The following is a 14,510-nucleotide window of genomic DNA, read 5'->3' on the forward strand; positions in this document are numbered from 1 at the left end:
TTTGCCCCCATTCTAGAAGCGTCACCACATTTCGGGTGCGCCTTGAGCCACCTTACTCATGGAATTCAAAGACTACTACAAGATTCTTGGTGTGCCGCGCGATGCCTCGCAGGATGATATCCGCAAGGCATATCGCAAGCTCGCACGTAAATACCATCCAGATGTCAGTAAAGAGGCGGATGCCGATGTCCGCATGCGCGAGGTTAACGAGGCCAATGATGTGCTGCGTGATGCCGAAAAGCGTGCGGCCTATGACCAGTTGGCGGCCGGTGTGTCGGGTGGTCAGGGCGGCATGCCACCTCCCGGATGGGATCGCGGATTCGAGTTTACCGGCACGGGCGGTGGAGCCGGCGATGCACAGTTTCATGACTTCATGGAAGGCCTGTTTAAGCAGGCATCACGCCAGCGTCATCGTCAGCAAGGGTTCGATGGTGCGGGGCCAGGTGCCCACACCGGTGGGCATACGTTCAAAATGCGTGGTGAAGACCATCACGCCGATATCGAGATCACGCTTGAAGACAGCTTTGCGGGAGTGACCCGCGAGCTAGGATTGCGATCGGTGCAGTTGGACGAGCAGGGACATCCCAAGTTGGTCGACCGGACTTTGAGCGTGCGGATTCCGACCGGTATACGCGAAGGCCAGATGATTCGTCTGGCGGGGCAAGGTATGCCCGGCGAGGGTGGTGGTGAAGCGGGCGACCTGTTTCTGACAGTGCGCTTTGCACCGCATGCGATTTATCAGCCCGACGGACGTGATCTGAAGATGACTCTGCCGGTAACGCCTTGGGAGGCGGTGTTGGGCGGTGCTGTGCACGCGCCCACCATGCAAGGACAGGTCGAGGTCAATATTCCTGCCGGTAGCAAGCAAGGCAGCAAACTGCGCCTGCGAGGCAAAGGGTTGCCCGGAGATCCTCCGGGGGATCTGTACCTGACACTCGATGTCGTTTGGCCCCCGGCGACCTCGGATGCTGCGCGCGCGGCCTATCAGCAGCTTGCCGCGGCAGCCCCATTCAATCCCCGTAGCCATCTGGGAGTGCAGTCATGAGTTCGGTCACTGTGTGTACAGCTTTATTGGTTGATCATGAGGCTCCGGTTACTGCGGACGAGTTGGCCAGGTTTTGTAATCAGCACATCGACTGGGTCGTCACGCTGGTTGAGCAAGGTATCGTGACGGCAACTGTCGGACAGCAACGCGAACATTGGCGCTTTGCCAGTCAGGCCGTGACGCGGGCGCGTAGTGTGGCCCGTTTGCAACGTGATTTCGAGGTGAATCCGGATGCGGCTGCCTTGATGATCGATCTGATGGAAGAGATTCGCCAGTTAAAGGCATTGTTATCAAACCATAGGTAATTATCAAATTACTTATTAGTCATTTGGGATATATGGGGATTGGCCTAAACTGCCTTTCCCTGATCGTTTCGCGCGCGTGGTGTGTGTTTAGCGGTGATTGCGCGATCGATCCCAATTGATTCAAGGTACGGCATCTCCGTATCTGGTGAGATGGCATGATTTCCAAGGTACCAGAAAGAAATACCCATGTTTTGCAAGCAAAGGATTTACGCTTGCAGTATGGCGCGGCAAACCCTCTGATCGATGGGTTGAACTTGCATGTGGGCGCCGGAGAGATCGTCGCGATCCTCGGTCCAAGTGGTGTAGGCAAATCCAGTTTGTTACGTATTCTGGCGGGATTGCAACAAGCTTCCGCAGGTTCGGTGCTTGTGGATGGTGAACCCATTAGCGGGACACATCCGCGTGTGGCCATGGCCTTCCAGGATCCAAGCCTGCTTCCCTGGTTGACCCTTGAAAAAAACGTCGCTTTCGGGCTGGATTTTCGCCATCAACCAAAAATATCCCAGGCAGAAAAAAATCAGCGCGTGATTGCCGCGATTCGCGAAGTCGGGCTTGAACATGCACGTCTTCGCATGCCCTTCGAATTGTCCGGTGGCATGGCACAACGTACTGCTCTGGCGCGTTGCATTGCGCGACAGCCCGAAGTCATTTTGCTGGACGAACCGTTCGGCGCCTTGGATGAAGTCACGCGAACCGCCATGCAGCGGTTGCTACTCAAGTTGCGGGATGATCTGGGCACGGCGGCATTGCTGATCACTCATGATATCGACGAAGCGTTGCAGGTTGCCGATCGCATCGTCTTGCTTGGCGGCGCACCTGCGCACGTGATTGGCGAATGGCACATTGCCTATTCGCAACCCCGGGATGATCTCGTCGAAGAGTTGGGTCAATTGCGTATCGAAATTCTTCGGACCTTGCAGCGCGCCTTGCAACCCCAGTCTGCCAGGACGGGAGTCGACACCGATATGAATGTAGAGAAGGAACTTGCACATGTGTCTTGAATATATTTCCCGTCGCGAGATGCTCAAACTCGCCAGTCTATTGACTGTCGGCGGTGCCGCCCCATTGCTTTCGGCATTTAATGCCCAGGCTCAACCAAAATCCGATGGTCCGGTAAAAATAGGTTATTTGCCGATTACGGACGCGGCGCCTTTGCTTGTTGCGCACAACAACGGCTATTTCAAGGATGCGGGTGTAGAAGTCGAAAAGCCCACCATGCTTCGTAGCTGGGCCCAATTGATCGAGGCGTTTATCGCCGGCCAGGTCAACGTTGTTCACCTGCTGTCCCCCATGACCGTATGGGCACGATTCGGCAGCAAAGTGCCTGCCAAAGTCGTGGCCTGGAATCATGTGGACGGTTCAGCATTGACTGTCGCCAAAAACATTCATGACCTGAAAGATTTGGCGGGTAAGACGATTGCGGTGCCTTTCTGGTATTCGATTCACAATGTAGTGTTGCAAGCCATGCTGCGTGATGCAGGGTTGACGCCGGTCTCAAAAAAGCAAGGTAAGCCTGCTGGCAATGAAGTCAATCTGGTTGTGATGGCTCCCTCCGATATGCCACCGGCATTGGCGACGGGCAAAATTTCGGGATATATCGTTGCCGAACCTTTCAACGCAGTCGCGGAGGTTATGGATATCGGCAAGGTTTTGCGCTTTACCGGCGATGTATGGAAGAACCACGCCTGCTGCACGGTATTCATGCACGAACGTGATCTTGAGCAGCGTCCGGAGTGGTCGCAAAAGGTTGTGGACGCGATTGTGCGCGCACAACTATGGATTCGCGATCATCGCGAAGAGACTGCCAAGTTGCTGTCCAAAGAAGGCGTGAATCACTATACCCCGCATGCCTTGCCAGTCTTGTCGAAAGTCCTCGCGCCACCAGCCTCCGATACCGAAACCTATCTGGCGTCGCGTGCGATCAGACACGCACAGTGGCAGGAGAAGCGTATCGATTTTCAGCCTTATCCTTATCCGAGCTATACCGAAGAGCTGGTTGCCCGACTCAAGGACACCTTGATCGAAGCGGATCGCGGCTTTTTGACTTCATTGGATGGCAAAACGGCGGCATCGCAACTTGTGGATGATCGCTTCGTCAAGCGCGCCATCGAAGCGTTGGGTGGAATGTCCAAGTTTGGTCAGCCCGCCGGATATTCACGCAAGGAAGTGATTGAGTTGTCATGAGCGAGCGTTCAAAGTCGGATGCTGTTGTACGCGCACTTCAGGGATTAGCCGGTATCCTTCTGATGGTGGGAATTTGGTGGTTGCTCACGGTTCCCTTCACGCCCGCCGATAGCATGGGGCAGCGTTTTGCTCCGGGTCCTGCGCTTATTGCGCTTTATGAATTGCTCAAAGGTGGCGAGATCTGGATACATATTGTGGTCAGCTTGCAGCGCGTGGCCATTGGGTTGTTTTTTGCTTTACTGGTGGGCGTGCCGCTCGGATTGTTGTTGGGAGCCTCCAACTTCATGAATGCAACCCTTTCGCCCGCATTCCAATTCTTGCGAATGATTTCGCCTTTGTCGTGGATGCCGATTGCTGTGATGGCATTCGGTGTAGGTGATAAGCCGGTTTATTTTTTGTTGGCTTTCGCAGCAATGTGGCCCATCATGCTCAACACATTGGCAGGGGTTAAGCAGTTGGATCGCCGCTGGTTGCAGTTGTCGCAAAGCTTGTCGGCAACCCACTGGGAGACGCTCAAGGGCGTTGTCTTGCCTGGTGTGCTTGGGCATATTCTGACCGGTACGCGACTGGCCATCGGCATTGTCTGGATCGTATTGGTGCCATGCGAAATGCTAGGCGTATCCGCGGGCCTCGGATACTTCATCCTGGATACCCGTGATCGCCTGGCGTACAACGAATTAATGGCAACAGTCGTGCTGATCGGTCTGCTGGGGTTCTTGCTCGACACCGGCTTTAGAAAACTCTATAGCCTCTGGAACAAGCATTAATTGTCGATCTTTCGTGTTGATGTTAGTGCAAGACTTTTGATGCCGCCCAGAATAAGCCAGCTGACAACAACATGGAGGCGGGCAACGTTAACACCCATGCCATCATGATTGTCTTGACGGTGTTGGTATGTAGCCCGCTTCTATTGGCAACCATGGTGCCAGCCACGCCGGACGACAGGACGTGGGTGGTTGAAACCGGAAGGCGATAGATATTTGCCAGGCCAATCATGATGACCGCAGTCACCTGTGCGCACATTCCTTGTGCGTAAGTCATGCCTGCCTTGCCGATTTTTTCGCCTACAGTAAGCACGACACGTTTCCAGCCAACCATTGTCCCCAGACCAAGTGCCAGTGCAACCGCAAGGATGACCCAGAAGGGTGAATATTCGGTAGTTGACACGAGATCCTGGTGAAGTTTTTTCAAGTCCGACTTTTCGCGGCTTGGCAACCCTGGCAGTGCGGTGACCTTGCGGGCGGTGTCATCCAGGCAAAGCAGATAGCGTCGGGTTTCAATGCGCTTTTCGGGAGTGAGCGTCTCGTAATCGCGCACACCTTCGAGATTTTTGCGAACCGCGGCGATTGTCGCCATCGTAGTCGTAGGGTCGCAGCGATATACCTTTGGAAGATCTTCCCGGGAGTTCGCTTTTTCGAGCATCAGAAACTCGCCAAGCGTGTGGGTATTGCGTTCGTAGAACTCGCTCAGGTGCAGGGCTGCATCGTAAGTTCTTTTGATCTGGTAAGGAGTAGCTTCAAGGTCAAGCACGAACTTGGCCGGCACGATACCGATCAGAACGAGCATGATTAGCCCGATACCTTTTTGGCCGTCATTTGATCCATGTACAAAACTGACTCCCATGGCCGAAGCGATCAAAACAACGCGGTTCCAGAAAGGGGGGCGCTTTTTTTCTGCCACTTCGCGCCGCTTTTCTGGCGTGATGTGCATTTTCGAAAGAGGCGCGAAATATTTCAGCAAGACCAGAAACAGGCCTGCAAGCAGAAAACCGGCAGCGGGAGAAAATACAAGCGACATCCCGATTTCGATCGCTTTGCGCCAGTTCACCCCTTCGGTCAAGGGAATGCCGGTGATCCATGCGTTTGCCAGACCCACGCCGAGAATGGAACCGATCAGGGTATGGGAGCTGGACGCAGGGATGCCGAAATACCAGGTGCCGAGGTTCCAGGCGATAGCGGCGGTCAGCATGGCAAACACCATGATCAGGCCGCGGCTGGTGTCCACATCTATCAGGAGTTCGACGGGTAGCAGGTGGACAATGGCGTACGCGACCCCGACGCCTCCAAGCAAGACACCAAGAAAATTGAAGATTCCCGACGCCACGACCGCCAGATGGGGGGGCATGGCTTTTGTATAGATGACAGTTGCGACGGCGTTTGCCGTGTCGTGAAACCCGTTGATGAATTCGAAAGCCAGAACAAAGGTCAGCGCCAGTATCAGACTGATAATGACCCAAGGGGTCAGTCCTGCGAACAGATCGAACATGATGATTTCTTGAGTGGATTTGCCGTATTTTACTTGTAATGCTTATGTCATGTTTTTGTTCGGTTTGGCGCTACTTGTTTCGAACCCTCCAGACTTTAGGTACATTAATGGCTCGTGTTTAAGCGATGTTTCACCAATCATTCATAGAGAAATCATGTCAAACTCGTCCGTGCCTGCCTCTCAATCTTCTTCCGATACATTGCGTGTCGGGTTGGTGTCTGTTTCCGATCGGGCTTCATCCGGCGTGTATGAAGATCAGGGCATCCCCGCGCTGGTGGCTTGGCTTGAAAAGGCTATGCGCACCCCGGTGCAGACGGTGCCAAGATTGATACAGGATGACGCGTCGACTATTTCGGCGACCTTAATCGAATTGGTAGATGTCCAGAGATGCCATTTGGTGCTGACCACGGGCGGGACGGGACCAGCGCGACGTGACGTAACGCCGGAGGCGACCCAGGCGGTTGCCACCCGTGAAATGCCGGGTTTTGGCGAGCAAATGCGCCAAATCAGCCTGCAATTCGTTCCGACAGCAATCTTGTCACGCCAGGTCGCAGTGCTCAGGGAAATCGAAGGGCACGCCGCGTTGATCATCAATTTGCCTGGCCAACCCAAAGCAATCAGCGAAACACTCGAGGGGCTCAAACGAGAAGACGGCAGCCAGGTTGTGTCCGGAATTTTCGCTGCCGTGCCTTACTGTATCGACTTGATCGGTGGCCCATATATCGATACGCATGATGCCGTGGTCAAGGCTTTTCGACCGAAATCGGCTCGCAGACCTCAGGCCTGAAGTCTTCTATTTAGGGGATCGACCAAGCCGCCAGAGGGATGTGATTTCGAGGCGACGCGCATCGGCAAGCGGATCTTCCGGATCGAGCGATTTAGGGTGCACAGGGCGAGTGTCGATTCTTTCCAGCACTTCGAGTCCGGCGTGCTCTATTTTTTCGAGCAGGTATGCGCGCGAGCGCAAGCCGAGATGTTCAGCCAGGTCCGACATGATCAGCCATGCTTGTCCTCCCGGCTTGAGGTGCGCTGCTGCGCCGGACAGGAAATGGTTCAGCATGGCCTGATCCGGATCGTAAATAGCTTGCTCCAGAGTCGAGCTCGGTCGTCCGGGTAGCCACGGCGGATTGCAGATGACCAAATCGGCTTGGCCGAACGGGAACAAGTCCATTTCCTTGACTTGGACCTGTTTGTGCATGCCCAGTCGTGCGATATTTTCCGCCGCGCATGCAATCGCAGAGGGGTTGATGTCCGTTGCGATAACTTTTTTCATTCCCTTTTTAACCAGCAGCGCGGCGAGGACGCCTGTGCCGGTTCCGATATCGAAAGCCATCTCGATGCCGGGCAGAGGCGTGCGCACGACCAGATCCAGATATTCGGATCGCGTCGGCGCAAACACGCCATAGTGCGGGTGGATTGCTGCGCCGAGTGCGGGCACATCAACGCCTTTCTTGCGCCATTCGTAGGCGCTGATGACTCCTAATAGCTCAGTCAAGGGCACAACATATCCATGCGTGTCCTCTCCGTAGGCAGCCTCGCAGGCCAGTCTGATGTCAGGCGCGCGGCGGTGTTTGAGCTGGTGGCCGGAATCCACGGCAAGCAAGAGCATGCCCATGGTCCGTGCCCTTTGCGAGCGGGCCAGCCTGATTTTGTGGAATCTTTCGGGGTAGGGTAGATCCGAGTATTTGACAGGCCGTCTGGCGGTGCGCCGTCCAAGGGCTTGCAAAAGCTGCCGCGCATTCTGGAAGTCCCCGGTCCAGAGCAGTCCTACACCCTCGCTGGCAAGCCGGTAAGCCACATCCGCGGACATGGTGTCGTCGGCTTGTTGAAAGCGTCGCGGCGCAGCCCAGCCGTTTTCCGATCGCCAGGGTAGTGGTAGCGCACACTCCGGGTGTTTAATGTCGCCATCGGGCATGAGTTTGTCTCTTGGGTGTAAGGTCGAAAAAAGAGGGGTGCTTGGCTAAAGAAAGCTTTGAAATGACTTAAAAGGCAAAGACTGTCATGCTGCCGTAAAATAACAGGTTAATTCCAGATCAACCCTGACATTTTGCTCTAAAAAGGATTTCTCATGGCTCTCGTATCAATGCGCCAGCTTTTGGATCATGCCGCGGAACACGGCTACGGTATTCCCGCTTTCAACGTGAACAACCTCGAGCAGGTTCAGGCCATCATGGAAGCCGCTGCCCAAACCGATAGCCCTGTCATCATGCAGGCATCTGCCGGCGCACGCAAATACGCAGGAGAAGGATTTCTGAAGTACCTGATTCAGGCCGCCGTCGAATCGTATCCCCATATTCCGGTCGTGATGCACCAGGACCACGGACAGTCTCCCAAGATTTGCCAGGGTGCCATCGATCTCGGGTTCTCCAGCGTGATGATGGATGGCTCATTGAAAGAAGACGGCAAAACCATTGCGGACTACGAATACAACGTCGCCGTTACCAAGCAGGTAGTCGATATGGCTCACAAGCTTGGTGTAACGGTCGAGGGCGAGTTGGGCTGCCTGGGATCACTCGAAACCATGCAAGGCGACAAGGAAGACGGCCACGGTGCCGATGGCAAGCTGACTATGGATCAGTTGCTGACGGACCCTGAGCAGGCTGCCGACTTTGTCCGTCGCACACAGCTGGATGCATTGGCTATTGCGATCGGCACCAGTCATGGTGCATACAAATTTACTCGCAAACCCACCGGCGATATTCTGTCGATTGCTCGCATCAAAGAAATCAATAAGCGTTTGCCCAACACTCACTTGGTCATGCACGGCAGCTCGAGCGTGCCACAAGAATTGCTGGCCGAGATCCGCCAGTTCGGCGGCGACATGAAAGAAACCTACGGTGTGCCGGTTGAAGAAATTCAGGAAGCCATCAAGTTTGGTGTGCGCAAGATCAATATCGACACCGATATCCGTTTGGCGATGACCGGCGCGATCCGTCGTTTCTTCGCCGAAAATCCAGGCAAGTTCGATCCGCGCGAATACCTCAAGCCCGCACGCGAAGCCGCCAAGGCAATTTGTGTTGCGCGCTATCAGCAGTTCGGCACAGCAGGCAATGCCAGCAAAATCAAAGTCACTCCCTTGAAAGAAGTGGCTGCCCAGTATGCTGCAGGTAAGCTGGCGCAGGTTGTGCAGTAATCACTGCGGTTAAAATTCGGATAACTGCCGAACTAAAGCGGACGTCAGGTCCGCTTTTACTTTTATAGGTAAAAACGTGGCCTCACCTATTCTTCAATCTTCCATTAAGTCCCTCCCTTTGCTGGCGCGCGGCAAAGTGCGCGATATGTACGCGGTGGGTGATGACAAGCTGTTGATCGTTGCAACGGATCGCATTTCGGCATTCGATGTGATTCTGGATGATCCCATCCCCGGCAAAGGCCAGGTTCTGAAAGAGTTGACTGACTTCTGGTTGAATAAGCTTGCCCACGTATTGCCGAACCATTCCACAGGTATCAATCCGGAAGATGTGGTTGCAGCCGATGAGCGTGATCAGGTGGTTGGAAGAGCGGTTGTCGTTAAACGACTCAAACCCATACTGGTTGAAGCCGTTGCGCGCGGATATCTGATCGGTTCTGGTTGGAAGGATTACCAGACAACGGGTTCGGTATGCGGGATCAAGTTGCCCGCTGGGTTAAAACAGGCAAGCAAACTGCCCCAGCCGATTTTCACGCCCGCAGCCAAAGCTGAGTTTGGCTTGCATGACGAAAACGTCGATTTTGCCCATGTCGTAAAAGAAGTCGGTCAAGAGATGGCCGAGCGCATCCGCGATGTGACATTGCGCCTTTACAGCGAAGCTGCTGTGTTTGCCGCAACCAAAGGCATCATCATTGCTGACACGAAATTCGAATTCGGCCTAGATGACAAGGGCACGCTTCACTTGATGGATGAGGTTCTGACGCCTGATTCCTCGCGCTTCTGGCCTGCGGGCGAATACAAGGAGGGTATCAGCCCGCCATCTTTCGATAAACAATTTGTGCGCGACTGGCTTGAAACGCAGGTTTGGGATAAAACGCCGCCTGCGCCGCGTTTGCCCTCCGATGTCATCGCAAAGACAGCGGCAAAATATCGCGAGGCGCTAGAGCGTTTGATCAAGTGATTTGATCAGACTCACTATTCGGCCTAGTCACTTATCTATTTGCTTTTACTCAGGGAATTTGCATGTCAATTTCTACCAATCAAACCGGTTCGACAACTACCGACTCCGCTGTGTCACCGGTGGTCGGGGTGATCATGGGATCTTCGAGCGATTGGGATGTGATGCAACATGCAGTCAATATGCTTAAAGATTTCGGCATCCCTTGCGAAACACGCGTCGTATCTGCGCATCGCATGCCCCATGACATGGCAGATTATGGCGCGGCTGCTGCCGATCGCGGATTGCGTGCGATTATTGCCGGTGCTGGTGGCGCGGCTCATTTGCCCGGCATGATGGCCGCACTGACCGAAGTGCCTGTTTTTGGAGTTCCCGTTCCTTCCAAATATTTGCGTGGCGAAGATTCCCTGTTATCGATTGTGCAAATGCCTAAAGGTGTTCCCGTTGCTACTTTTGCGATTGGCGAGGCGGGCGCGGCGAATGCTGCGCTGCATGCAATTGCAAATCTGGCGACAACCGATGCAGCCTTGCGCGATAAGTTGCGTGCGTTTCGCGCCAAACAGACCGAAGCTGCGCGTGCCATGAAGGTGCCCGCATGATTGCGCCGGGTGAGTGGTTGGGTCTGTTGGGTGGCGGACAGCTTGGCAGAATGTTTTGTCACGCTGCTCAATCCATGGGATATCGCGTTGTTGTGCTTGACCCCGCGGCGGATGGTCCTGCCGCAGTCGTGGCTGATGCGCATATTCATGCCGACTATGACGACCAGAATGGTTTGCTTAAATTGTCGCAGCGTTGCCGTGCAGTGACGACCGAGTTCGAAAACGTTCCGGCAAAAAGTTTGCAGGCGTTGTCCTCTCATTGCCGCGTCACGCCTGGTGCCCATGCGGTCGAGATTGTTCAGGATCGTATCGCCGAAAAGGCTTTCATCACGAGTCAAGGTGTTGCCGTCGCACCCTATATCCCGGTGCGTTCATCGCAAGATATCGTTCAGGCACCCGTGGATTTATTTCCCGGTATCCTGAAGGTTGCCCGTCTGGGTTACGACGGCAAAGGTCAGGCCCGGGTGCGCACCCGTGATGAGGCTCTTGCGGCTTTTACCGAGTTTGGCGGTGTGCCTTGCGTACTCGAGGCGATGCTTGACCTCAAGAAAGAATTGTCGGTGGTGATGGCCCGAGGCCTGGACGGCAAGTGCGAGGTGTTTCCCGTCGCGACCAATGTCCATCATGATGGCATTCTGGCTGTCACGACTGTCGATATCACTCCGGTCGCATTGACCGAACAGGCCACGCAAGCTGCGTTTGCGATCGCAAAAGGTCTGGATTATCACGGCGTGATGTGTGTCGAATTTTTTGTTGTCGGTGACGGTCAATTGCTTGTCAACGAAATCGCTCCGCGACCGCACAATAGCGGCCACTATACGATGAATGCCTGTGTGACCAGCCAGTTTGAGCAACAGGCTCGTGTCATGGCGCATTTGCCCTTAGGTTGTACGCGTCTGTTGGCTCCTGTTGTCATGTTGAACATCCTTGGAGATGCCTGGTATCCGGACCAAAGCGATGAGCAGGCCGAGCCTGACTGGGTTTCGGTCTTGGCCGTTCCGGGTGCATCATTGCACCTGTACGGCAAGCGCGAAGCGCGTCGTGGCCGTAAGATGGGGCATGTCAATGTCACGGCCGAAACGCTTGAAAAGGCCAAAGAAGCAGCCAACCAGATCGTTCAAATCTTGCGCTTGCCTGTTGCCGTAGCCTGATGACCGATACTGTGTCGAACGCTCATGAAATTGCGCAAGCTGTCGATGTCTTGCTGCAGGGCGGATTGGTGGCGTTTCCGACTGAAACGGTTTATGGATTGGGGGCGGACGCCGAAAGTACCGAGGCGGTCGGGCTCATCTACTCCGCTAAAGGCAGGCCATCGAATCATCCCGTGATTGTGCATGTGACGCCTGAGGCTGATCTGACTTATTGGGTCAAGGTAGTGCCACCAGAGGCACAGGCACTCATTGATGCCTTTTGGCCCGGTCCACTGACCTTGATTCTGAAACGGGCCGAAAATATTTCACCTGTCGTGAGCGGTGGCCAGGATAGTATCGGTATCCGCTGTCCTTCACACCCTGTCGCGCAATTATTGATTCGGGGATTTGCCTCTCGTCGACCTGCAGGTCAGGGGGGAATCGCCGCGCCGTCGGCCAACAAATTCGGTCAGGTATCGCCCACGCAGGCTGCGCATGTGCGGCATGAATTTCCCGAACTGGTCGCAAAAGGCATGCCGGTACTTGAAGGCGGTTCGAGCGAAGTGGGGATCGAGTCCACCATTGTCGACTTATCCCGATTGGATCAGGGCGTGGGGCCGGTTCTTTTGAGACCCGGACATATCACTGCGGCACAAATCGCAGAGGTCTTGAATCAACCGGTTCTGTCCCCCGATGCGCATGCCCCTCGCGTGTCCGGTGCGCTGAAGTCGCATTACGCACCGCACACCCCTTTGCAGCTGGCAAAGATCAACGATATGCTCAAGCTTGCCGTCAAACCTGAGTTGCCCCCAGGACAAAAGCTGGCATTGGTATCGCACTCGATGATGCATGCCCCGGACGGGTTGAGTCCCCAAGTTGATTGGATTGCCATGCCTCATGGGTACGCAGCATATGGCCAGGTGTTATATGCAACCTTGCGTGCCCTGGATCAGACCGGTTATGTCCGGATGATTTGGGAGCAGATCCCGGATCACCCGGATTGGCTTGGCGTGAAAGACAGACTCGGTCGCGCCGCAGCAGCCTTTAGTTAGCAGATGCTTTCGATTTTTTGATCAGTTCCGACCAGCGCGGAATTTCGCTTGCCATCAATGTCGCGAGTTCGCTTGGCGAACCGCCCACAATCACCATGCCCATTTCCGTCAGTTTGTTTTTGACATCGGGTTGTTTCAGCGCATTCGAAATGTCGGTGCTCAAACGATCGATGATCGGTTGCGGTGTTCCCTTGGGTGCAAACACCGCTTGCCATGAAAACATCTTGAAGTCAGCAACACCCGCTTCGATCATGGTGGGCGTATCTGGCGAGACCGCGATGCGCTTATCCGTTGTCACTGCCAGCACCTTGAGTTTGCCTGCCTGAATCAAAGGCAATGCGGCAGTGAGCTGGTCGAACATGAAGACGACTTGTCCTGTCGAGACATCCGTCATGGCGGGCGGCGTGCCCTTATATGGAATGTGCGTCAACTTGATGCCCAGCCTATCGGCCAGTAATTCACCGGCAAGATGCGTTGAAGTGCCCGCGCCGGAGGATGCGAAGGTACGGCGATTCGGGTCCTTTTTAAGAACCTCGATCAATTCCGCAACGCTATTGATTCCGGAGTTGCCGCCAACCAGCAACACGTTCGGCAAGAATGCGACTAGCGACACCGGAGCGAAATCCTTGACCGGATCGTAGCCAAGGTTGGGGTACAGACTGACGTTGATCGCATGCGTGCTGATTGTGCCACCCATGATGGTGTAGCCATCGGGTGCCGCTTTTGCGACATAGTTTGCGCCAATGCCACCACCTGTGCCCGGCTTGTTCTCTACGATCACGCTTTGTTTGAGCGACTCGCTGAGTTTTTGCGCAAGCGTGCGGCCGATCACATCCGTTGATCCACCCGGGGTGAACGGTACGATGTAGCTGATTGGTTTGGCGCTCGGCCATGGCGTCTGGGCCTGGGCGAACGGTGACATCACCATGGCACAGGTTGTGGATACGACCAGCGCCAAGCCTGCAAAACGATTCATGATAGTTTTTTGCATCGATAGTCTCCTCGCGTACATAGTCGTTTAACGGTTTTTAGAAACGCGCCATGACTGGAATTCTTCTTTGTTTTTCTCGTCGGTTGGCGGGTACAAGCCCATAATGCTTCTGCCTTCCAACACTTTTTCAGTGACGAAATCTTCAAATGCCGTCATCTCGAATGCTTCGGCCGCAATTTCGTCGGCAATTTCTTTAGGGATCACGACTACGCCTTCGCCGTCACCTACGATGACATCGCCCGGAAACACGGCTACATCGCCGCAACCGATCGGCAAGTTCAAGTCCATGGCCTGATGCAGTGTCAGATTGGTGGGAGGGCTTGGACGGTTGTGGTAGGTGGGGAAGGGTAGGTTCGCGATTTCAGGTGAATCGCGAAAGCCCCCATCAGTCACCACGCCTGCTACGCCACGTTTCATCAAGCGGCTAATCAGGATGGAACCGGCGGAGGCTGCACGCGGATTTTTACGGCTATCGATCATCAAAACCGCACCCTCGGGGCATTGTTCGACAGCCACGCGCTGTGGATGCGTGCGATCCTGGAATACTGTTAATTGGTTCAGGTCTTCACGTGCAGGTATGTAGCGCAGTGTGAAGGCTTCTCCGACCATATTCGGCAGCGACGGATTCAAACGGTGCACATCCTGAATGTATTGATTGCGCAAACCGCGTTTAAACAAAGCTGTGCATAGAGTCGGTGTACTCACCTGCATGAGCTTCTTTTTGGTATCCGGGTTCATTGCCATGATCTGCTCCGTTTTAATTTTTAATTAAATTTTGATGAATTTTTTCAAGTAAAGCACTAATATATTAGTTAGTCAATACATTGATTTATTTAAAATAAATGTAAATT

General features: G+C 54.4%; 15 protein-coding genes. 11 read left to right on the forward strand and 4 right to left on the reverse strand.

Features of this window, described 5'->3' with window-relative positions:
• The first annotated feature begins 58 nt into the window (after window positions 1-58).
• The 5 genes from G3I67_RS07020 (at window position 59) to G3I67_RS07040 (ending at window position 4,301) form a co-directional block, all read left to right on the forward strand.
• Window positions 59-1,045 (forward strand): DnaJ C-terminal domain-containing protein, encoded by a 987-nt coding sequence (locus tag G3I67_RS07020; protein ID WP_163653330.1) that lies wholly within the window; start codon window positions 59-61, stop codon window positions 1,043-1,045.
• On the forward strand, window positions 1,042-1,350 hold the full coding sequence (locus tag G3I67_RS07025) for a chaperone modulator CbpM (RefSeq protein ID WP_163653333.1): 309 nt from the start codon (window positions 1,042-1,044) through the stop codon (window positions 1,348-1,350). Before G3I67_RS07020 ends, G3I67_RS07025 begins: the two co-directional genes overlap by 4 nt.
• Before the next feature lie 155 nt (window positions 1,351-1,505).
• Entirely contained in the window at window positions 1,506-2,351 is an 846-nt protein-coding gene (locus G3I67_RS07030) for an ABC transporter ATP-binding protein (RefSeq protein WP_163653336.1), read from the forward strand.
• The gene (locus G3I67_RS07035) at window positions 2,341-3,534 is read left to right on the forward strand and encodes an ABC transporter substrate-binding protein (protein ID WP_163653339.1); all 1,194 of its coding nucleotides are present in this window, start codon (window positions 2,341-2,343) and stop codon (window positions 3,532-3,534) included. The genes G3I67_RS07030 and G3I67_RS07035 overlap by 11 nt, the downstream gene beginning before the upstream one ends.
• Entirely contained in the window at window positions 3,531-4,301 is a 771-nt protein-coding gene (locus G3I67_RS07040) for an ABC transporter permease (RefSeq protein ID WP_163653342.1), read from the forward strand. The genes G3I67_RS07035 and G3I67_RS07040 overlap by 4 nt, the downstream gene beginning before the upstream one ends.
• A gap of 22 nt (window positions 4,302-4,323) precedes the next feature.
• Here the strand turns inward: G3I67_RS07040 and G3I67_RS07045 are convergent, their stop codons facing one another.
• On the reverse strand, window positions 4,324-5,799 hold the full coding sequence (locus G3I67_RS07045; protein ID WP_163653344.1) for an inorganic phosphate transporter: 1,476 nt from the start codon (window positions 5,797-5,799) through the stop codon (window positions 4,324-4,326).
• Window positions 5,800-5,953: 154 nt separating this feature from the next.
• On the opposite strand from G3I67_RS07045, the gene mog reads away from it, so the two are divergent.
• Window positions 5,954-6,586, forward strand: a complete 633-nt coding sequence (gene mog / locus G3I67_RS07050) for a molybdopterin adenylyltransferase (RefSeq protein ID WP_163653347.1) — start codon at window positions 5,954-5,956, stop codon at window positions 6,584-6,586.
• 6 nt (window positions 6,587-6,592) lie between these two features.
• Here the strand turns inward: mog and G3I67_RS07055 are convergent, their stop codons facing one another.
• Window positions 6,593-7,714, reverse strand: a complete 1,122-nt coding sequence (locus G3I67_RS07055; protein WP_163653350.1) for a methyltransferase — start codon at window positions 7,712-7,714, stop codon at window positions 6,593-6,595.
• A 153-nt stretch (window positions 7,715-7,867) separates the two neighbouring features.
• On the opposite strand from G3I67_RS07055, the gene fba reads away from it, so the two are divergent.
• The 5 genes from fba (at window position 7,868) to G3I67_RS07080 (ending at window position 12,668) form a co-directional block, all read left to right on the forward strand.
• On the forward strand, window positions 7,868-8,932 hold the full coding sequence (fba, locus tag G3I67_RS07060; protein ID WP_163653352.1) for a class II fructose-bisphosphate aldolase: 1,065 nt from the start codon (window positions 7,868-7,870) through the stop codon (window positions 8,930-8,932).
• Between the two features lie 76 nt (window positions 8,933-9,008).
• Complete coding sequence (locus G3I67_RS07065; RefSeq protein ID WP_163653355.1) at window positions 9,009-9,890, forward strand: phosphoribosylaminoimidazolesuccinocarboxamide synthase; 882 nt, start codon at window positions 9,009-9,011, stop codon at window positions 9,888-9,890.
• Window positions 9,891-9,952: 62 nt separating this feature from the next.
• Window positions 9,953-10,486, forward strand: a complete 534-nt coding sequence (gene purE, locus G3I67_RS07070) for a 5-(carboxyamino)imidazole ribonucleotide mutase (RefSeq protein WP_163653358.1) — start codon at window positions 9,953-9,955, stop codon at window positions 10,484-10,486.
• Window positions 10,483-11,637 carry a 5-(carboxyamino)imidazole ribonucleotide synthase gene (locus G3I67_RS07075; RefSeq protein WP_163653361.1) on the forward strand — a complete coding sequence of 385 codons (1,155 nt, stop codon included), beginning with the start codon at window positions 10,483-10,485 and terminating at the stop codon, window positions 11,635-11,637. Before purE ends, G3I67_RS07075 begins: the two co-directional genes overlap by 4 nt.
• Window positions 11,637-12,668, forward strand: coding sequence for an L-threonylcarbamoyladenylate synthase (locus G3I67_RS07080; RefSeq protein ID WP_163653364.1), 1,032 nt, complete (start codon window positions 11,637-11,639; stop codon window positions 12,666-12,668). The genes G3I67_RS07075 and G3I67_RS07080 overlap by 1 nt, the downstream gene beginning before the upstream one ends.
• On the opposite strand, the gene G3I67_RS07085 is transcribed toward G3I67_RS07080, so the two are convergent.
• Window positions 12,661-13,596 carry a Bug family tripartite tricarboxylate transporter substrate binding protein gene (locus tag G3I67_RS07085; protein ID WP_235931803.1) on the reverse strand — a complete coding sequence of 312 codons (936 nt, stop codon included), beginning with the start codon at window positions 13,594-13,596 and terminating at the stop codon, window positions 12,661-12,663. The two genes, G3I67_RS07080 and G3I67_RS07085, sit on opposite strands and share 8 nt — an antisense overlap.
• A gap of 90 nt (window positions 13,597-13,686) precedes the next feature.
• On the reverse strand, window positions 13,687-14,397 hold the full coding sequence (locus tag G3I67_RS07090; RefSeq protein ID WP_163654078.1) for a ribonuclease activity regulator RraA: 711 nt from the start codon (window positions 14,395-14,397) through the stop codon (window positions 13,687-13,689).
• Window positions 14,398-14,510 lie beyond the last annotated feature (113 nt).

This window comes from Sheuella amnicola (assembly GCF_010499255.1).
GTDB lineage: Bacteria > Pseudomonadota > Gammaproteobacteria > Burkholderiales > Burkholderiaceae_B > Zwartia > Zwartia amnicola.